We start from the raw sequence: 18,485 nt of genomic DNA on the forward strand, positions 1-18,485 counted from the left end.
CCTTATTCATCTCCGCCCGGACGGTGCCGAGCAGGTTTTCCAGAATCAGTTCCAGCACGGCCAGCGGCAGGGCGGCGGCGTTGAGATCGTCGATCAGCTTCTGCCGGCAGGCGTGGATGCGGGTGTTGTCGTCCTTCTCGTTCATCGTCATTCCTCCAGTCTGGCCTGGGCCGTCTGTTCGAGCGTCGAGATGGCGGCCAGCGCCTCCTCCTCGAGGGCCACAAAGGAGCCCTTGTTGTTGGGCGAGGTCACGTTCCCCTCGGCGTCAATCTCCGAGTAGGTGTAGCTCACCCGCTTGCCTTCCGCCGTGGTCAGAACGGCGATTCCGGTCAGTTTTTTCATCTGGTTTCCTCCTTTTCGGGTTGCAGTAATGTCTCGGCCGCAGCGGTTTCCGCCTCGGCCTGGTCGAGTGTCAGACCAGCGATCCAGTCCTCACCGGCAGGGGAATCTTCGGGGCAGGCAACGTCGCAGATCTCGGCATATTCGCCGCCGCATCCGCGCTGCGCAGCGATGCAGAGCCAGTCAAAGGTCTGGCCGGGTCTGCCGTGGACGGTGGCACCGGCATCGTCGGGGCTGGCCCAGAGTGCGCCGCCGCCCGAGGTGTCGGTCAGCACCCAGCGCACCTGCTGGTGCGGTTCCGGGCAGGCGGCATACCGGGGATCATGTACGATCACACAGAGGCCGTCCTCCCCGATCCTGCCGGCGCCGAAGTCACAGAAAACGGGGCGCGGGCTCTCCATCGCAGCGAGCTGCAGCGCGCCGTAATCCGTCCGGACGACGCGGTTCTTGCTGCCCCAGGCGTTGAGATTCTGCACCGACAGTGTTCCGCTGACACCCACCCGCGTGGTATTGAAATCCGCGTCGGAGTCGTCACTGCGGTTGTAGGTGATGCGCAGTCCGGTATGGCTGGCGGGGGAATCGCCGGGGACCCAGCCATAGCTGGTGTATTTGCTGTTTGCCCCGATGTAGGACTCCCCGACCCGGGAATACAGCACGCCTGTCAGACCGATGGTCTGGCCGTCCGTGAGGGTTGCATACCAGTTGATGTGTTTGTTGTCGAGGTAGACGCGTTCTCCGGCCGCGGTTCCCATCCGGATCCAGGCGTTGTCCAGGTCATACACGGTGGAGTTGTTCAGGTTGTGGATCTGGCCCGTCGTGATGTTGCCGCCGTTGATGACGGTCTTGCTCTGGTTCCAGCTGGACAGGTCGGTGAAGGTCACAACGCCGCTCAGCGTGATGCTGCTGCCCGAGATGGTGACGCCGTTTTTGCGCAGTTCCAGCCGCTGGGTGGTGCCGCTGTTCGTGTAGCCCAGCGAGATGCCGTCGATGCCCGCCGAGATCTTGGCCTCGGTATCGGCGATTGCGGCATTCCAGGCCGTCGGGATGCCGCCCGGTTCCAGCTGCATCCGCCGCACCGCAAACTTGTTCGTGAAGGCGGTCTCGGTGGGGCCGCTCATCAGATAGACCCCGATGCCGGTCATGGCCGTGTAGCCGGACACATCGTAGGTGGCCCAGACCCGCTCCCAGCCGTTGCCCAGGCTGACCTTGCCCATCCGGCTGTCGGTGTAGAAGACATTCAGGTAGGCAAGCCCGCTGCCGGCGCTGTTGCGCGGCACCAGCTCGAATCCCATCTGATGGGTGCCGCTCAGGAACTTCACTTCCACCGACACGGTATAGCTTCCCGGCGTGAGGCCGGTATACTTGCCCGGGTCCACCACGGTGTTGTGGCCGTTGTTGGTGATGTACATGATGCCGGCCTCGTCCGCCGTCGTGCCGAAGCTGACACTGCCCACACTCTGCCCGGACGGCGCCCAGGGAGACCAGGACTTCATGGTCTCGGAGCCGGCCAGCAGATTCCTTCCGCCCACCTGCCGCGAGGCGACCGTCTGGGTGATCTGGTCGGGCAGCTGTTCCACCATGGAATGGTAGGTTGTCGTTGTGACATACCCCTGCAGCGAGTCGGTGACATACTCGGCACTGACCTTGGAGGAAATGCTGTCCGAGAGCTGCTGGATCCGGGTGTTGAAGGTGGTGGTTTTGGTGTAGTTCAGCAGTTTGGTGTCGGTGGCCTGTCCGGCCTCGGTCAAAGCGCGGTTAGCCGCGTCATCGGCGTAGCGCTGCGCCTCGGTCAGACTCTGGGAGACCTGGGCATCAAACCCTTCCACCGTCTGCCGCAGCTCGGAAAAATCCCCGCTCAGCTCGCCGGCCTTGATGCGCAGCCCGTCGACGCCGGTTTCCAGCTCGAGGATTCTGCCGCGCAGATTCTTGTAGCTCTGCCGGTTGACGGCGGCCGAACTGTCCCGCCGGGCGCTGCCGGTGCTTTCCAGCGTGACCTTGCCGCCCGACCAGGTTGCCGACATCAGCCAGGTGGTGAACTGCACGCCCCGGGCGTCCGTCACCGTGACGATCTGCCCCGGCGCGAGTGTGCTGCCCGCCGGAACGCTCATCCGGCAGGGCGTGTAGGTGATGCCTTGGAGCGCTTCATAGAGCTGCTCTGCCACCGGCTTGAGGGCTTCCCCGCTGCCGGTGGTCAGCAGCAGATTGCCCTGCACCACATAGGTGTTGACGGCGTCGGTCCGGTCGGGATAGATCACCCCCACGTCGGTGTCGGTCTGCCGGATCTGGACCTTTTCGATGCCGGCAACGGCGTAGTCCTCATAGCTCAGCGAGCCCTGGAGCATCCCTTCCGGCCCGACGGCGCCGCCCGCCGTGTACCAGTCAAAGCGCAGCGCGCCTTCCGGCGTCGCGTGCAGGTAACAGCCCGCGGCCTCGGCGGCCCAGGACAGCAGCTGCCGCCCGGTCAGGTCATCGGCATAAAAGGCCTGTACCTGGTAGTCACCGTTGCGCGGCAGGGCGTTTTCCAGCGTCAGACCGCACCGGGCGGCCGTTTTCTCCGCCAGGGTCTGCAGCGGCATCGGGAACTGATCCTGAAGCGTGCGCAGCCAGTCCGAAACCACCGTATCGGCCCGGATCATCCGGTCATACGCGGTGATCTTGTAGGTGTTGCGTCCGCTGCGGGTGGGCTTTTCGGCGGTGAACAGCCCGACCTGGGTCCGCCGGCCGTTCTCCAGGCGGAACAGGGTCAGTTCGTCGCCGGCCGTGATGCGCAGCGTCTGCCCGGGTTCCATCCACAGGCGGATCTCAATGCTGTCCGCACACGCGGACCCCACGGTCAGCTCCTCCGCACCGTTGAGCGTCCGGGTCAGCGATACGCCGGTGATGCTGTGCCCGGGCGGCGGGCCCGGCGTGAGCTCGGTGCCGTCCGGCAGCATCACAAGATGGGTATACAAACGGTCATCACCTCCTTAACATTCGATGATGTTGAAACTCAGGTTTTTCCACAGCCCGCTGCGCGCATTGTGGAAAGCAATGCCGTATTTGCTGCAGTAGCAGGTTGTGGTCGCGGTCTCGGAGGAAGAGCCGGGAACCGGATGGGTGAACTGAAAGGTGCTCTTGCCGGCGAACAGCCCGACCGTGTAGGCATACTCGGCATCGGTCAGGCAGGCATACGAAAACGGCCAGGTGGCCACCTTCTCCCGCACCACCTCCCGGTGCATGAACCCAGCCTCATCGCGGCCGGAGTCGGAGGAATCGAGATCGGCATAGCTCGGTTCGATGCCGGCATCCGGCGCATACATCGGCTGGCCGTCAATCTGGAACAGTTCGGTCTTGGTCATCAGAAGGCACCTCCCGTCGTAATGAGTTGGCGCTGCTGCCAGCGCCGGGCAGCCCGGCCGATCTGTTCGTCGGTCAGCTCGATGCCGTAGACCGCGGAAAGAATTTCCCGCAGGACGGCCACCACGGCCTCAAATCCGGCCATCTGCCCGGCCTGCAGATCCTGCATGACCTCGGCAACGGCCTGCTGGATGGTCGCCAGCGGTGCCTCCACATTGGTGCCGTGGGTCTGGTCCCCGAGAACTGCCAGAAACTCCCGGTTGGCCGGAATGACGGCGCCCTGTGCCAGGTAGGGAATCTGCGGGGCGGTGACAGTTCCCAGCGAGAAGCCGAAAGACCTTCCGCCCAGTCCCGGCACCCAGTCGGGAATCTCAATGTGCAGCGAGTTGAGTGCGCCCACCAGGGCATTGTAGCCCGATACCACGGCCGAGATCATGCGGTTGACGAAGCCGAGGATGGTGTTTACCCAGCTCTTCACGGTTTTGCCCATGCCGGACCAGACGCGGTCCACCGTGTCACCGATGGCCTGCCAGGCGGCATCCCAGTCGCCGCGGAAAACACCGTCCAGAAAATCCAGCACGCCGCGGAAGACATTGACGGCAATGTCGATCCAGTCGGAAATCGTTCCCACGGCACGCACAATGACCGTCACAATGGCATTGAATACCTGTGAGAAGGTCGGGAAGAAGGTCTCGATCACCCAGGTCACCAGCGGCGCCAGCACCTCATTCCAGAGGCTGAGCAGCGCCGTCCCGATCTGGGCAAACATCGCGAGCAGATCGGTCCAGAGCGGAAGCAGATGTTCCTGCCAGAGCTGCTGCAGAACAATCAGAAGATTGTTCAGAATCGGGCTCACAAAGTTCTCCCAGAATGCCGTCAGAATGCCTTCCAGGTTCTGAAAGGCCAGTACAACGCCGTCCAGAATGGTCTGCCCGTAGGTGAGCCAGACCTGCTGGATGGCCGCCATCGTGTCCTGCCAGATGGTCAGCAGCAGCTGCATGGCCGGCAGAATGACCGTGTTGACCGCCTCGGTCAGCAACTGGCAGAACCAGACAAACAGATCGGCAAAGACCCGGATGCCGGTCGAAACGACGCCGCCCACGATGGGGGCAAACGCTTCGGAAAAGGAATTCAGGAACCCTGGAACAAATTCGTCGCGCAGATAGTCCAGCAGCGGAGAGAGTGCATTGTCCCAGACATCCTGTGCCGCCGCCCGGATCTGCGGCCAGACTTCCAGAGCGGTTTCCCGGATCTGCTGCCAGGCAGCGCGCCAGGCGGCAATGGCCGGTTCCAGCGATTCCGGCAGGGAATCCCAGAACGATTTGCTCCGGGCCGCTTCCTCTGCCAGTTCCTCCCCGGGGGACGAGGAAGAACTGCTCTTCTTGCTGCTGCCCTTGCTGCCGGAACCGGAGGTATCGGGGCTTTGCAGACGTTCCAGTTCGTCGAAGGAGGCCAGCGAGCGTTTGGCCGCCTTGTCAGCCGTCGCGATTCCGCTTGCCAGACGGGTCTGGGCCTGGGCAGCCTTGACGGCGGAAGCGGCCGCCTGTGTGGTTTTGCCGGTGAACTCTGCCACGTCGTCAGCCCGGAAGGCGTCCGATACCGAGCGGCTCACGTCGTCCAGTGTATTCTGCAGTCCGTTCAGTCGCCCGGTCAGCCGTCCGATCTGGTTTTCCACAGCCCGGACGGCGGTGTCTACGGTCAGGGTTCCGGCGTATTTTTTTGCCAAATTATCACCTCCTGATGAAAATCAGCCGCCGGCCAGCAATTTTTCCAGACGGATTTTCTCCGCCTGTTCGGCAGGGGAGAGCGGCGGCCGGCGTTCCACAAGCTCCCGGTGCTGCCGATAGTAGTCCTGTTCCCAGGCTTCCAGCTTTTTGCCACGCCGCAGTTTGCTGCGGACCCGCAGCAAGGTGGAAAGCTGCCCTTCCCCGATGGCATGAAAGTAGGACAGAAAGGTCCACCAATGCAGATACGGCAGGGCGCGCACTTCGCACCCGGCCACCTTGTTGACGTCCGCCGCAATCAGCGGGGCATCCTGTTCCCAGTCCAGCAGATGCGGCAGGGCGTTGGGGGAAGGTTTTTGTCCGCAGGCAATGAAATCCGACAGCTTCTGCATGGCCTCGGGCAGGTCTTCGGGCGCCGGCTCTTCTTCATAGAAGAGTGCCAGGGCAACCCGCCAGCGGATAAACAGCGGTTCCGACTCATCGGACAGCCGGCGCAGGATGTCCAGAATGTCGCGAAAATCCGAGTGGATGCCCACCGGTTTCCCGCCGACCGTCAGACGGGTGGGCAGCGTCCAGGCGCCGTTCATTGCGCTTCCCGGGCGGCACGCTCGGCCTGCGCCTGTTGGACCGCTTCCCGGGCCTTCCGGTCTGCACAGGCCTGAGCACCCTCTTCCAGGATGGGCTGCAGCGCCGCGAACAGGTTGGTGATGACCCGCTCGCCGTTGCCGGCCACTGCCATCAGATTCGCGCCGCCCAGCATGGCGTCAAAGTCGTTCCAGCTGCCGAATACCCAGCTCAGAAGTTCCTTGACCTTGCGGTCAGTGTCCGTCAGCAGCCCGATGGCCTGCTGCCCGTCACAGGGCGGCTGCGTGGAGAGCTGCTCCTCCAGCGCGAGAAACTTTTGCCGGGCCTCCAGAAACCGTCCGTAGACATTGGGGTCGCCGGGATTGAACCTCAGGATGCCGCCGCCCTGCTCGGGGCCGCCGTTGACGGCATATGACCGCAGTCCGGTATCGATTGTCAGTTGTTCCATCATGTTACCTCCTTTTTGGTATGGAATTTGACAGCAGAACCCGGTAGGATTCTGCAATAGGATCGTATCATAGCCGGCAGGCCGTGCGGTATCATCGGCCGGTACAACCCCAAAGCCTGGCCCGTTTGTCCGGGCGAAAACCGGAACAAAAAATTTCCCGCAGGACTCTTCCCATTGCTGTGGAAAAGTCCTGCGGGAAAATCAGATTGTATCAATGACAAGAAATGCCGAAAAGCGCGGAAAAGAAGCACCCATCCACCGCAGAAAGCCCTGTTGGACAGATCGCACGGATAATGGGGACCGGCGCAGAGCGTAGTGAGGGAAAAGCATCCGGCTGCCGCGGAAAAACCCTGTGAGACAGATCGTACCGACGCCAGGAACCGGCAAAAAGCGCAGTGAGGGAGAAACGACCGGTTGCCGCAGAAAGCCCTGCGGAACAGATCACACGGATAACGGGAACGGGCGCAAAGTGCAGTGGGGGAGAATCACCCGGCTGCCGCAGAAAGCCCTGCGGAACAGATCACACGGATAACGGGAACGGGCGCAAAGTGCAGTGGGGGAGAATCACCCGGCTGCCGCGGGAAGCCCTGTGGAACAGACTGCACCGATGCCAGGAATCGGAAAGGAGGGCAGCAGGGGAGAGGCACACAAACAAAAAGCCCCGGCGCCTTCTACCCTTATGGCGCCGGGACGAACTTACTTGATTGGAGTCATAGCCTCATACCCGATGGTTCTCATTTTTCGGACTGTTTGCACATTTTCATGGCAACCTCATCCTATCGACTTGAACACCATTGCGTTTTTTTGCTGAATTCTGTTTCCCTTGGTTCGTTATTTGCTGCTCAGGATTCCTGTTTGTTTTGTTTGAACACTCAGATGAACTTCTGCTTTCAGGACTTGCAAACTTCGGAAAATTCCATTTATAGGTTTCATGAAAATCAGGGGAAAGAAATCTGGTTAACTTGCATCAGATCCAACCATTGTCGGTATCTTGCTTTGTAATCAAACTCAACTTTCGGATTCCATGTTCCTCTTCACTGGATTTCAACACAACGTTCGGACAGAAACCTTACGATTTCTTACTGACGATCGGTTGCAACCGAATTTGGAAACATCCCTTCAGATCTGAATTCAACTTACCGGTTAAACATCATTCACACGATGGATGAAACGTTCTTGGTAAAACCTTGCTGAGATTTCCTTTCTGATGCAATATCAGATCCAGGATCTTCAGTAAAGACCATTTCGGAACATCCGGTGGATGGATACCTAAGTGCATCTCTGGAACGGGGAGTGATACGGAATCAGGGTGTGATGCCAGAGGAAAAATCCTCTTTAACTCTAGTACATTGGCGTTTCTCCTTGTGGATCAGGTGAAGAACAAACCATTCGGCGGAGTTGATTCTTTCATAAGGATCACCGGCGATCTTATTTGAAATTCAAACGAATTTGAAATCTGGTTGACACCTTCATCTAATCTATATGAACGCGGGGACATTTCTTTGACGGGTCCCTGGGTCACTGCTTGAAATACAGGTTCCGAACCAAACCATCGATTTTATTTTCTATTGAACAGGTAATGACCTGCGGCTGTCAATGTGGTTCGTTTGTTTTCAGCAGGCCCAGGCCCGCCGGTGATGAATGGGATCTTTAAAGTTTGCCATTGGACTTGAGCCTCCTTCCTTACGAATCCTGCCGGCATCGCCTTTACATTTCTTTCAAGTTTTTCGGTGGCCTTTCGGTCCAATCTTCCTGTAAAATCTTCAGATGTTTTCATTGAGACTTGACCTTCAAGCCTTTGAAAAATCTTTCTGAAGTTACCAGGAAAACCGCCGTGCCTTGTTCCGATGCTATTGAAAGTGGCTTTTCCTTGGAGTTCTTAGCTCCTTATCTCCGGCTGTTTTCTTTCTGTGACTATACTATACAATACCCCCAAGGATTTGTCTATTCGCAGACCCGACAAACAAAATATGAATTATTCGTTCATTTTATGGATGGAAATTGCATTGACAGATGTGGTATAATATACCTGTTGGGCGCGTGTTCGGCGCCCTGCTTTTTTTGCGGCCCCGTCCCGCTGGCCTTAAAAAAGACACAGACAGGATGATTTTTCTCCTGCTGCGGTGACGGGAAAAAGCAGCACCCCCTTTCCATCTGAGACGGGAAGGGGGTGCAATTTTTTGTAAGCCGGAAACTCAGGTTACATGCTTTCCGGAACGGTGATCTTGAACATGGTCAGGACATTGCGGATCACGCCGCGTACCGCCAGGCAGAGGGCGATGCGTCCCTGCTGGACATCCGGTTCGGCGTCCAGAATCCGGCAGGCGTTGTAGAAGCGGTGGAACGCAGTGGCCAGATCAATCACAAAGCGGGTGATCCGTGCGGGGTCGTACTTTTCCGCCGCGGCGGCAATCTCGGCCGGGAAGGCGGAAAGCAGACGCAGCAGGGCCTGCTCGGAGGGATCGGTCAGAAGCGCCGCATTCACGGCGTCGGCGCCCGCAAAGGCGATACCTTCGCTTTCCAGCTTTTTCAGCACCGAGCAGATCCGGGCGTGGGCGTACTGCACATAATACACGGGGTTCTCGCTGTCGTTGCGGACCGCCAGATCCAGGTCAAAGTCCAGCGTCGAGGAGCTTTCCCGCTGGTTGAAGAAGAAGCGGGCGGAATCGATCGGCACCTCGTCGAGCAGATCGGTCAGCGTGATGGCCTTGCCGGTGCGCTTGCTCATCCGGACGGGCTTGCCGTCCCGCATCAGGTTGACCATCTGCATCAGCACCACATCCAGCTGGCTGCCGTCCAGGCCCACGGCATCCATGGCGCCCTTCATGCGGGCCACATGGCCGTGATGGTCGGCGCCCCAGATGTCGATGGCACGGTCAAAGCCGCGGATCTTGAGCTTGTTGTAGTGGTAGGCGATGTCGGCGGCAAAATAGGTCGGGATGCCGTTGGCGCGGACCAGAACCTCGTCCTTGGCCTCCTCCTCGGTGCCGTCGTCGTTCTTTTTCTTGTTGGCAACGCCGTACTTGGCGGCATACTGGGCGCTGCGGTACATAATGGCGCCGTCCTCAGCCTTGTAGCAGGCACCCTTGTCCATCAGCAGCTGAACGATCTGCTGGACCGCACCGCTCTTGTGCAGGTCACTCTCATGGAACCAGACATCATAGGTGATGCGGTACTTGCTCAGATCGCGCTGCAGACCGGCAATGTTCTTGGGCAGGGCGTCGTCGATCAGCGCCTGCTTGAGCTCTTCAAAGTCGCGGTCAACGTAGGAATCCCCGTGCACCGCGGCAAACTCCTTGGCGCGTTCCACGATGTCGGCACCCTGGTAGCACTCCTCGGGCAGGGGACAGGCCTCCTCGCCCTTGTAGAGCTGCAGATACCGGATTGCCAGGCTCTTGCCGAATTTCTGAATCTGGTTGCCGGCGTCGTTGATATAGAATTCACGGGTCACATCGTATCCGGCCCAGTCCAGGCAGGCGGCCAGGCAGTCGCCGAGCGCACCGCCGCGGGCGTTGCCCATGTGCATGGGTCCGGTGGGGTTGGCCGAAACAAACTCCACATTATAGCGCTTGCCGGCTCCCACCAGGGTGCGGCCGTATTCGGGATCGGAGCAGGCGGCCTGCAGCACGCCGGTGAACCAGCCGTCGCCCAGGAAGAGGTTGATGAAGCCGGGACCGGCGATCTCGGCACGGCTGAACAGACTGCCCTCCAGCGAAAGCTGATCCACAATCGCCTGAGCGATCTGGCGGGGCGCCTTATGGAAGGTGCGGGCGCCGGCCATGGCCAGGTTGGAAGCAATGTCGCCGTTCTTGACATCGGCGGGAATCTCCACAATAAAGTCCGGCAGCGGTGCTTCGGGCAGCGTGCCGGCGGCAACGGCGGCCTGCGCCGCACCGGTCAGCAGTTCCCGCGCCGCATCCAGGGCGGCCTTGCGGGGATTGTAATATTGATACTTCATTCTTTCTCCTCCTCGATTGTTTCCAGCTTCTTCACGGTGATTTCCACCAGATTGCGGCTGATCATCGTCTCGGCACCGGAATCCAGCGTGTAGCTGAAATTCAGCAGTCCGCCGTCCTCGGACAGCCGGTGTTCAATCACATCGGCCGCCACACCCAGCGAGATCGACCCGTAGCCGGTCTCGTAATGGCACAGGTGGCGGATTCCCTTTTCAATCACCAGCTGGCTGGGTACCTTGCCGTACCGCGTCATGGTGACCAGCCGGGCATCCCGGCTGACCCGCACCACGGTGGTGCATCCGGCATAGCCGGTGGCCTCGGTCTCGGCGTAGGCGATATAGTAGGAGTCGCCGCGCTGGACAAAGTTGCCGCGGGTCATCAGCTCCACGGTATCGTTCCCGCCGTTCTGCTCCATGGTGCCCTTGACGGTGATCAGGTATTTTTCTTCCACGGTGATAGGCATGGTCATAACATCCTCAATAGTTTTCGATGGCAATCTGTTCGACCGGTCCGCCGGCGCAGTCGCCCATGAACAGCTGTTCCTGTTCACGGAATCCGTCCGGTGTATCGCTCACATAGAATTTGGTCATGCCGCCTTCCGTCCGTCCCGAGGACAGCTCCAGATCCTGCAGGGCCTCGACGACCGCAATGGCGGTCAGCTTGCCCGGATCAATCAGAACCACATCGTCCCCCATGAAATCGCCGATCATTTTTTTGAGCAGCGGGTAATGGGTGCAGCCCAGGATCAGCGTATCCACGCCGGAATCTCGGATGGAGGTCAGATACTCCTCAATGATGAGTTTGGTCACGGGGTTGCCGTCGTTGACATAGCCGTTTTCCACCAACGGCACAAACATCGGGCAGGCCTTGGCCACAACCTCCACCCCGGGCACCAGTTCCCGGAGTGCGGCGGCATAGGAACCGCTGCGGACGGTGGCAGGCGTGCCGATGACGCCCACCCGGCGGTTGCGGGTGGCGGCGGCCGCCGCACGCGAAGCGGCGCCGATCACACCGGTATAGGGAACCGGCAGATGGGACGCTTCCTCCAGCGGATAGGTCGAACTCACGGTCCCGCAGGCCGCAATGATGAACTTGACGCCCTGCGTCAGCAGAAAATGCACGTCCTGACGCGCATACTGCACAATGATTTCCCGACCGCGGGGACCGTACGGAACGCGGCCGGTATCGCCGAAATAGATGATGTCCTCGCCGGGCAGAAGCCGGCGCAGCTGGCGGACGGTCGTCAGACCGCCCAGGCCGCTGTCAAATACGCCGATGGGTCTTTCGTCCATCAATACGCACCCTTTCTCTTGGAAAGCGCCAGACCGATCAGCTTGTCGGTCAGCGCGGCAAAAGACAGACCTTCGTGCTGCATCAGCATCGGATACATGCTGATGGGGGTAAAGCCCGGCATCGTGTTCAGCTCGTTGCACAGCACACGGCCGGTGCCCTTTTCCACAAAGAAGTCGCAGCGGGACAGTCCCGTGCAGCCCAGCGCCAGAAAGGCGCGGACGGCGATGTCGCGGACCTCGTCGAGCTTCTCTTCGCTCAGACGGGCGGGAATCACCACCTGGGACACGCCGTTCTTGTACTTGTCGTCGTAGGTGTAGAACTCCGCACCGGCCAGAATCTCGCCGGGACGGGTGGCCATGACGGTGGCGGGATCATCGGGGTTGCCGATGGCGGCACACTCCACTTCCTGGCCGTCAATGAATTCCTCAAAGACCACCTTGTCATCCTCGCGCAGCGCCACCTGAACGGCCTTCGCCAGCTCGGCGCGGTCATGGGCCTTGGTGATGCCTACGCTGGACCCCGCATTGGCGGGCTTGACGAAGATCGGGTAGGGCAGAAGGCTTTCCACCCGGGTCAGCAGGGACGCCTCGGACCGCTCGGCCTCGTCGCGGGTGGCATAGCACCAGCGGCAGTGGGGCACGCCCGAAGCATCCATGATGGTGTTGGCAACCGCCTTGTCCATGCAGACGGCCGAACCCAGCACGCCGCACCCGACATAGGGGATGCCGGCCAGTTCCAGCAGTCCCTGGATGGTGCCGTCCTCGCCGTTCTTGCCGTGCAGGACCGGCGCGACCACATCCAGACGGATCACCTGGCAGCCATCCGGACCGTGAACCAGCAGACCGTGATCCCCGCAGTCCGGGCTGATCACGCAGGGCACCAGAGCGGGATCGTTTTCCCAGCTGCCGTCCCGGATCGCATCGACGGGACCGTCAAACCGGAACCACCGGCCCTGCTTGGTGATGCCGATGGCAATGACCTCGTAGCGGTCCGGCATCTCCGCCAGGGCGGATGCCCAGGCCGCTGCCGAGATGCAGCTGATTTCATGTTCACTCGACCGGCTTCCGAACAGAAGACCGACCCGGATTTTCCCCTGTACCTGTTTGGACTGTTCCATACTACCGTGTAACCCCTCTCCTGCTGATCGGCCGGGCCCGCATTGTCAGGGCACCGGCCGTTACAAACGGCACAACACTACATCATGATATGATACCATATTTATGCCGAAAAGGCCATAGGGTTGCGCAGTTTTTTCTCCGCTTTTTTCGACAGAAAAAGAACCCCGCCCGGACGCGGACCGCCGGAACCCCCGGACGGCCAGAGCCGGCCCGGTTCCTTCTGCGGTCCCCGCCCCTGCGGAGTTCCCGAACATTCGGCGCGTTGTTATTCGCCGAACACCTTGAGATAATCCTGCTTGAACTTCTCGATGCCCGCATCGGTCAGCGGATGATGAATCATCTGTTCAATGACCTTGTAGGGCACCGTGGCGATGTCGGCCCCGGCCAGGGCGCAGTCCGTCACATGGATGGGATTGCGCACGCTGGCCGCAATGATCTCGGTCTTGAGATCGGGATAGTTCAGGAAAATGTCGCGGATGTTCTCGATCAGCTGGATGCCGTGGGTGCTGATGTCGTCCAGACGTCCCAGGAAGGGGCTGACATAGGCGGCGCCGGCCCGGGCCGCCAGCAGTGCCTGGTTGGCCGTGAAGATCAGCGTGCAGTTGGTCGGAATTCCCTTGGCGGAGAGCGCCTTGATGGCCTTGAGGCCCTCGGCGGTCATCGGAATCTTGACCACCATGTGCTTGGGGTCCAGGGCATAGATGGCCTCGCCCTCCCGGATCATTCCCTCGGCGTCCGTCGTGGTGGCCTTGACCTCGCCGGAAATCGGTCCGTCCACGATGGTGGCGATCTCGGCCAGGGTCTCGGCGTAGTCGCGGCCCTCCTTGGCAATCAGGCTGGGATTGGTGGTGACGCCGGCAATGACGCCCATCTCGTTGGCTTTGCGGATCTCCTCCACATTGGCCGTGTCAATAAAGAACTTCATATCAAATCTGCTCCTTCCGGGCGTCCCGGATTCCTCTGCGGCGCCTGTTTATTCGTACAGCGGGAAACGTGCGGTCAGATCAGCCACCTTTGCGGCGACCTGGTCCTTCTTGCCTTCAAAGTCAAACAGGCAGTCCGCAATGCAGTCGGCGATGACTTTCATCTCGGCGGTGCCCATGCCGCGGGTCGTCACGGCCGGCGTGCCGAGCCGCACGCCGCTGGTCACGAAGGGGCTGCGCTTCTCCCCGGGGACGGTGTTCTTGTTGGCGGTGATGTGGACCTCATCGAGATTGTGCTCCAGCTCCTTGCCGGTCACATTCTCGTCGGTCAGGTCCACCAGGATCAGATGGTTGTCGGTGCCGCCCGAAACCAGCCGCACCCCGCGGGCCGTCAGTTCCTCGGCCATGGCGGCGGCGTTCTCGACAATGGCGCGCGCATAGGTACGGAATTCCGGCTTGAGAGCCTCCCCGAAGCAGACCGCTTTGCCGGCAATGACATGCTCCAGCGGGCCGCCCTGGGTGCCGGGGAAGATTGCCGAATTGATGCGCTTGATCAGATAGGCGTTGTTGGTCAGGATCAGGCCGCCGCGCGGACCGCGCAGCGTCTTGTGGGTGGTGGTGGTCACGACATCGGCGTAGGGGACGGGGTTCTGATGGACGCCGCCCGCCACCAGGCCGGCGATGTGGGCCATATCCACCATCAGCATGGCGCCGTAGCCGTGGGCGATCTCGGCGAGCTTTTCAAAGTCGATGGCACGCGGATAGGCCGAAGCTCCCGCAACCAGCAGCTTGGGCCGGACCTTGGCCACCTGCTTGGCCAGGGCATCGTAGTCGATGCGGCCGTCCTCCGCCGAAACACCGTAGGAGACAAAGTGGTAGTTCCGGCCGCTCATGTTGGCGGGGGAACCGTGGGTCAGATGTCCGCCCTGGGACAGGTCCATGCCCATGACAGTATCGCCCAGATCCAGCAGGGCAAAGTAGACGGCCAGGTTGGCCTGTGCGCCGGAATGGGGCTGCACATTGGCGTATTTGGCGCCGAACAGCCGGCAGGCGCGGTCAATGGCGATCTGTTCGACCTCGTCCACGAACTGGCAGCCGCCGTAATAGCGGTGGCCGGGATACCCTTCGGCATACTTGTTGGTCAGAACACTGCCCATGGCGGCCATGACGGCAGGGGAGACAATGTTCTCACTCGCGATGAGTTCGATGTTTGCGCGCTGCCGCTGCAGCTCGCGGTTCATGGCCGCGCCCAGTTCGGGGTCACGGTCCGCCACAAATCCGATGGTGTCCAACATATCCTTGTACATACTGTCTGCTCCTCTCTATGATTGTCTCGGGGACGATGCCCCGGAAACCGAATTCAGATGCTGCCCTTGGTGGAAAGCACTCCCTCGATGCGGGGGTCCCTGCGCACCGCAGCGTCCAGCGCCTTGGCGAATGCCTTGAACATGGCCTCGAGCTTGTGATGATCGTTCTCGCCGTACAGGATGCGCAGATGCAGGTTCATCATGGCACTGTACGATACGGCATAGAAAAACTCCCGGGCCATCTGAACGTCCATGCCGCCGCAGCGCTGCCCGGCAAACGCCGCGTCATAGACAAGGTAAGGCCGCCCGCCCAGGTCCACCGCACAGAGGGCCAGTGTCTCATCCATCGGCAGCAGACAGCTGCCATACCGTGCGATGCCGGCCTTGTCGCCCAGCGCCTGCCGGATGGCGGTGCCCAGCACGATGCCGCAGTCCTCGATGGTGTGATGGTCGTCCACCTGCAGGTCTCCCCGGCAGCGGACGGTCAGATCAAACAGCCCGTGGCGGGCAAAGCCGTCCAGCATATGGTCAAAAAAGCCGATCCCGGTATCCAGATCGGCGTGCCCGGTCCCGTCGAGATCGATGGTCACGGTGATGTCGGTTTCCCGCGTGCGGCGGGTCACGGTGGCTGTACGGCTCATGATTTGGCCTCCTGTTCCAACGGTGCCGGCCAGTGGGTGCCCGGCACAAAGTAATCGGCATATTTGGTGGAAAGCTCCTCCCCCAGGCGGTTCACGCCGCCGTACAGGTGACGGAAACATTCGCGGCGGATGGCCTCGCGGTCACAGCGCTGGATGGCATCCAGCAGCACATCGTGCTCGGCCACGATCTGGGTGTAGTTGCCGGCCTCCACAAGGTCCAGCATCCGGAAGCGGGAATAGCTGTTCTGGGCGGTCTGGATGAGCTGCCACAGCTGATCCTTGCGGGTGGCCAGAAACCAGCTCTCGTGCAGGCGGCTGTCCAGATCATAGAAGGCGTTGGGGTCCGGTGCGGGCTGTGCGGCCAGACGCCGCAGCGCCTCGTTGCGGTTACGCAGCTGCGCCATCCGCTCGGGCGTGCAGACCTTGCAGTAATCCAGCAGCACCGCAGTCTCGACGGCACAGCGCAGATAAATCTGCTGGCTGATCGTGTCGAAATCCAGCCGGGTCACACGGGTGGATTTGTAGGGCGTTACCTCGATCAGGCCGGCAATGCGCAGTTCCTGCAGCACGCTGCGGATCGGCGTGCGGGAGACGCCGAACTGCTCGCACAGGGCATTCTCCCGCATCGTGGCGCCGGGTTTGATCTCCAGCGACATAATCTGACTGTAGAGTGTTTCGTAGATTGCGTGACTGGACCAGGACTGCATTCCCAACGTTCCCCTCCCACCGCCGGACGGTGCTCTTTAACTTACTAAAGACTATACCACCCTTGGTGGTTTCCGTCAACGGTACAGGAAAATCTTTGGTACATTTTGTTGGGAAGAGTTTACGAATTTGCAACACATTGCGGCACGGTCCGCGCTAAAATAATTGTAAACAACCGCAAAGCGGTTTCCCTGTGTTGCGAAAGGACCAAACAAGAACATGGGTAAAATAATTGGAATCGATTTGGGTACCACCAACAGCTGCGTGGCCGTGGTGGAAGGGGGACGCCCGGTGGTGATCCCGAATGCCGAAGGCCAGCGCACAACCCCGTCGGTGGTTGCGTTTACCAAAAGCGGGGAACGCCTGGTGGGGGACCCGGCCAAACGGCAGGCGGTCACCAATGCGCCGCGCACCGTCGCGAGCATCAAGCGCCGGATGGGCAGCAACGAGCGCATCCCCATCGACTGCAAGAGCTTCTCCCCGCAGGAGATCAGCGCGATGATCCTGCAAAAACTCAAGGCGGACGCCGAGGCCTATCTTGGGGAACCTGTCACCCAGGCGGTCATCACGGTGCCGGCCTACTTCAATGATGCCCAGCGCCAGGCCACCAAGGATGCCGGGCGCATTGCCGGGCTGGAAGTGCGCCGCATCATCAACGAACCCACAGCCGCGGCCCTGGCTTACGGCCTGGACAACGGCAAGACCCAGAAGGTCATGGTCTATGACCTGGGCGGCGGAACCTTTGACGTTTCGCTGATCCAGATCGGAGACGGCATTGTGCAGGTGCTGGCAACCTGCGGCGACAACCATCTGGGCGGGGACGATTTCGATGCACGGGTTGCCGACTGGCTGGTCAGCAATTTCCGGGCCGAGCATCAGGTGGACCTCACCCGGGATGTCGTGGCGATGCAGCGGGTCCGGGAGGAAGCGGAGAAAGCCAAGAAGGAGCTCTCCTCCGCCACCCGCACCGAGATCAATCTGCCTTTCATCACAACGGGACCCGGCGGGCCGCTGCATCTGCATGCCGAGCTGACCCGTGCCAAATTTGACGAGCTGACCGCCGACCTGGTGGAGCGCACGGCCCTGCCGGTCCGCAACGCCCTGCAGGACGCGGGCCTGGCGGCCAACGACCTGGACCAGGTGCTGCTGGTGGGCGGTTCCACCCGCATTCCCGCCGTGCAGGCCAAGGTCATGCGGATGATTGACCTCGAACCGTCCAAGAGCCTCAACCCCGACGAGTGCGTGGCGCTGGGCGCCGCGGTGCAGGGCGGCCGTCTGGGCGGCGAGAGCCTTGCCGCCGGCGGGCAGGACCTGCTGCTGATGGATGTCACGCCGCTGACCCTTTCCATCGAGACGGTGGGCGGCGTCGCCACCCATCTGATCGAGCGCAACTCCACCATCCCCACCCGGTTTTCCAAGATCTTCACGACGGCGGCCCCGTTCCAGTCCACCGTGGAGATCAAGGTCCTCCAGGGCGAACGGGAATTTGCGCGGGACAACAAGCTGATCGGCAACTTTACGCTGCGCGGCATCAAGCGGGCCTGGGCCGGCGTGCCGCAGATCGAGGTCACCTTTGATATTGATGCCAACGGCATCGTGACGGTCAGCGCCAAGGATATGGGCACCGGCAAGGAACAGAGCATCACCATCACGGGCTCCTCCAACCTCAGCGAGGCGGAGATCCGCCGTGCCATGGATGACGCCGCCAAATATGCCAGCCAGGACAAGGAACACCGCGCTGCCGCCGAGGCGCTCAATGCCGCCGAAGCCGCGATCTACCGCGCCAACTCGGCGCTGGGCAGCAAGGACGGCAAGGCGCTGGACAAGGAAAACCGCAACCGGATCAAGGAGGCGGAAAAGAATCTGGAGCGTCTGACCCGGCACAAGAAACCCGAGAAGATGACGCCGGAGGATACCCGCTCGCTGAACCAGGCACGCGAGGAACTGGAATCGGTTTCCGCCACGCTGGTTGCCCGGTGGGAAGCCGCCGAGGCGGCCCGCCCCGACAGGAAATAGCCCTCCGCCGGACTGCCGCGAAGGTATAGGCGCCGCAGCCCGTCGGATTGCGCAAAAGCCGGATGCTTCGGCATCCGGCTTTTGTTCTGCCCGG

16 protein-coding genes are annotated in these 18,485 nt (G+C 61.1%); 1 reads left to right on the top strand and 15 read right to left on the bottom strand.

Going from position 1 to position 18,485, the window contains the following annotated elements; all coding sequences use genetic code 11:
- Nucleotides 1-147 precede the first annotated feature (147 nt).
- The 15 genes from U0L91_RS05190 to U0L91_RS05260 form a co-directional block, all read right to left on the bottom strand.
- Complete coding sequence (locus tag U0L91_RS05190; protein ID WP_330045144.1) at nucleotides 148-342, bottom strand: hypothetical protein; 195 nt, start codon at nucleotides 340-342, stop codon at nucleotides 148-150.
- Nucleotides 339-3,290 carry a hypothetical protein gene (locus U0L91_RS05195; protein ID WP_330045145.1) on the bottom strand — a complete coding sequence of 984 codons (2,952 nt, stop codon included), beginning with the start codon at nucleotides 3,288-3,290 and terminating at the stop codon, nucleotides 339-341. The genes U0L91_RS05190 and U0L91_RS05195 overlap by 4 nt, the downstream gene beginning before the upstream one ends.
- Nucleotides 3,291-3,305: 15 nt before the next feature.
- The gene (locus tag U0L91_RS05200; protein ID WP_330045146.1) at nucleotides 3,306-3,677 is read right to left on the bottom strand and encodes a hypothetical protein; all 372 of its coding nucleotides are present in this window, start codon (nucleotides 3,675-3,677) and stop codon (nucleotides 3,306-3,308) included.
- Nucleotides 3,677-5,401 carry a phage tail protein gene (locus tag U0L91_RS05205; protein WP_330045147.1) on the bottom strand — a complete coding sequence of 575 codons (1,725 nt, stop codon included), beginning with the start codon at nucleotides 5,399-5,401 and terminating at the stop codon, nucleotides 3,677-3,679. The genes U0L91_RS05200 and U0L91_RS05205 overlap by 1 nt, the downstream gene beginning before the upstream one ends.
- Before the next feature lie 21 nt (nucleotides 5,402-5,422).
- Nucleotides 5,423-5,986 (bottom strand): Gp15 family bacteriophage protein, encoded by a 564-nt coding sequence (locus U0L91_RS05210; RefSeq protein ID WP_330045148.1) that lies wholly within the window; start codon nucleotides 5,984-5,986, stop codon nucleotides 5,423-5,425.
- On the bottom strand, nucleotides 5,983-6,432 hold the full coding sequence (locus U0L91_RS05215) for a hypothetical protein (protein WP_330045149.1): 450 nt from the start codon (nucleotides 6,430-6,432) through the stop codon (nucleotides 5,983-5,985). The genes U0L91_RS05210 and U0L91_RS05215 overlap by 4 nt, the downstream gene beginning before the upstream one ends.
- A 1,558-nt stretch (nucleotides 6,433-7,990) precedes the next feature.
- Nucleotides 7,991-8,209 carry a hypothetical protein gene (locus tag U0L91_RS05220; RefSeq protein WP_330045150.1) on the bottom strand — a complete coding sequence of 73 codons (219 nt, stop codon included), beginning with the start codon at nucleotides 8,207-8,209 and terminating at the stop codon, nucleotides 7,991-7,993.
- A 423-nt stretch (nucleotides 8,210-8,632) separates the two neighbouring features.
- A complete protein-coding gene (argS, locus tag U0L91_RS05225; protein WP_330045151.1) occupies nucleotides 8,633-10,390 on the bottom strand; it encodes an arginine--tRNA ligase in 1,758 nt (585 codons plus the stop codon).
- Nucleotides 10,387-10,851: a YwiB family protein gene (locus tag U0L91_RS05230; protein WP_330045152.1), complete on the bottom strand. Its 465-nt coding sequence runs from the start codon at nucleotides 10,849-10,851 to the stop codon at nucleotides 10,387-10,389. Before U0L91_RS05230 ends, argS begins: the two co-directional genes overlap by 4 nt.
- Nucleotides 10,852-10,864: 13 nt before the next feature.
- On the bottom strand, nucleotides 10,865-11,680 hold the full coding sequence (gene murI / locus U0L91_RS05235; RefSeq protein ID WP_330045153.1) for a glutamate racemase: 816 nt from the start codon (nucleotides 11,678-11,680) through the stop codon (nucleotides 10,865-10,867).
- Nucleotides 11,680-12,798 carry a D-alanine--D-alanine ligase family protein gene (locus U0L91_RS05240; RefSeq protein ID WP_330045154.1) on the bottom strand — a complete coding sequence of 373 codons (1,119 nt, stop codon included), beginning with the start codon at nucleotides 12,796-12,798 and terminating at the stop codon, nucleotides 11,680-11,682. Before U0L91_RS05240 ends, murI begins: the two co-directional genes overlap by 1 nt.
- Before the next feature lie 266 nt (nucleotides 12,799-13,064).
- The gene (gene fsa, locus U0L91_RS05245; RefSeq protein ID WP_330045155.1) at nucleotides 13,065-13,724 is read right to left on the bottom strand and encodes a fructose-6-phosphate aldolase; all 660 of its coding nucleotides are present in this window, start codon (nucleotides 13,722-13,724) and stop codon (nucleotides 13,065-13,067) included.
- 48 nt (nucleotides 13,725-13,772) lie between these two features.
- Nucleotides 13,773-15,029, bottom strand: coding sequence for a serine hydroxymethyltransferase (gene glyA, locus U0L91_RS05250; RefSeq protein WP_330045156.1), 1,257 nt, complete (start codon nucleotides 15,027-15,029; stop codon nucleotides 13,773-13,775).
- A 53-nt stretch (nucleotides 15,030-15,082) separates the two neighbouring features.
- Nucleotides 15,083-15,670: an imidazoleglycerol-phosphate dehydratase HisB gene (gene hisB, locus U0L91_RS05255; protein WP_330045157.1), complete on the bottom strand. Its 588-nt coding sequence runs from the start codon at nucleotides 15,668-15,670 to the stop codon at nucleotides 15,083-15,085.
- Nucleotides 15,667-16,377 carry a GntR family transcriptional regulator gene (locus U0L91_RS05260; RefSeq protein ID WP_330045158.1) on the bottom strand — a complete coding sequence of 237 codons (711 nt, stop codon included), beginning with the start codon at nucleotides 16,375-16,377 and terminating at the stop codon, nucleotides 15,667-15,669. Before U0L91_RS05260 ends, hisB begins: the two co-directional genes overlap by 4 nt.
- A 217-nt stretch (nucleotides 16,378-16,594) precedes the next feature.
- On the opposite strand from U0L91_RS05260, the gene dnaK reads away from it, so the two are divergent.
- Nucleotides 16,595-18,391, top strand: a complete 1,797-nt coding sequence (gene dnaK / locus U0L91_RS05265; protein ID WP_330045159.1) for a molecular chaperone DnaK — start codon at nucleotides 16,595-16,597, stop codon at nucleotides 18,389-18,391.
- The last annotated feature ends 94 nt before the right edge of the window (nucleotides 18,392-18,485 follow it).

Origin of the sequence: Gemmiger sp. (assembly GCF_036306485.1) — a bacterium.
Classification (GTDB): Bacteria; Bacillota; Clostridia; order Oscillospirales; family Ruminococcaceae; genus Gemmiger.

Bases quoted from the DNA above. Each gene is read 5' to 3' on its own strand.
- U0L91_RS05190 (WP_330045144.1), bottom strand. From the start codon at position 342: ATGAAAAAACTGACCGGAATCGCCGTTCTGACCACGGCGGAAGGCAAG.
- U0L91_RS05200 (WP_330045146.1), bottom strand. From the start codon at position 3,677: ATGACCAAGACCGAACTGTTCCAGATTGACGGCCAGCCGATGTATGCG.
- U0L91_RS05210 (WP_330045148.1), bottom strand. From the start codon at position 5,986: ATGAACGGCGCCTGGACGCTGCCCACCCGTCTGACGGTCGGCGGGAAA.
- U0L91_RS05215 (WP_330045149.1), bottom strand. From the start codon at position 6,432: ATGGAACAACTGACAATCGATACCGGACTGCGGTCATATGCCGTCAAC.
- U0L91_RS05220 (WP_330045150.1), bottom strand. From the start codon at position 8,209: ATGAAAACATCTGAAGATTTTACAGGAAGATTGGACCGAAAGGCCACC.
- argS (WP_330045151.1), bottom strand. From the start codon at position 10,390: ATGAAGTATCAATATTACAATCCCCGCAAGGCCGCCCTGGATGCGGCG.
- U0L91_RS05230 (WP_330045152.1), bottom strand. From the start codon at position 10,851: ATGCCTATCACCGTGGAAGAAAAATACCTGATCACCGTCAAGGGCACC.
- murI (WP_330045153.1), bottom strand. From the start codon at position 11,680: ATGGACGAAAGACCCATCGGCGTATTTGACAGCGGCCTGGGCGGTCTG.
- U0L91_RS05240 (WP_330045154.1), bottom strand. From the start codon at position 12,798: ATGGAACAGTCCAAACAGGTACAGGGGAAAATCCGGGTCGGTCTTCTG.
- fsa (WP_330045155.1), bottom strand. From the start codon at position 13,724: ATGAAGTTCTTTATTGACACGGCCAATGTGGAGGAGATCCGCAAAGCC.
- glyA (WP_330045156.1), bottom strand. From the start codon at position 15,029: ATGTACAAGGATATGTTGGACACCATCGGATTTGTGGCGGACCGTGAC.
- hisB (WP_330045157.1), bottom strand. From the start codon at position 15,670: ATGAGCCGTACAGCCACCGTGACCCGCCGCACGCGGGAAACCGACATC.
- U0L91_RS05260 (WP_330045158.1), bottom strand. From the start codon at position 16,377: ATGCAGTCCTGGTCCAGTCACGCAATCTACGAAACACTCTACAGTCAG.
- dnaK (WP_330045159.1), top strand. From the start codon at position 16,595: ATGGGTAAAATAATTGGAATCGATTTGGGTACCACCAACAGCTGCGTG.